The following is a 252-nucleotide window of genomic DNA, read 5'->3' on the forward strand; positions in this document are numbered from 1 at the left end:
AACTCACAGTCGTGACATGCATAGGATGCTGATTGCGATGACCAGAGATACCGCCGTCGTATCATCAACACACAACCACCGGTTCAACAAACGATGATGCCACCATCATCAACACACGACCGCCGGTCCAACAAACGATGATGCCGCCATCATCAACGCCCGACACCGCAGACACATCCGTAATGAGTCATTAACGCGAGCCGGCGTCCGCCGTGTAAAAGGGGCACCGGNCCGTNGAGCCGCGATTTAGCC

The sequence above is a fragment of the Bordetella tumbae genome, from assembly GCF_965139195.1.
Taxonomy (GTDB): domain Bacteria; phylum Pseudomonadota; class Gammaproteobacteria; order Burkholderiales; family Burkholderiaceae_B; genus Bordetella_A; species Bordetella_A tumbae.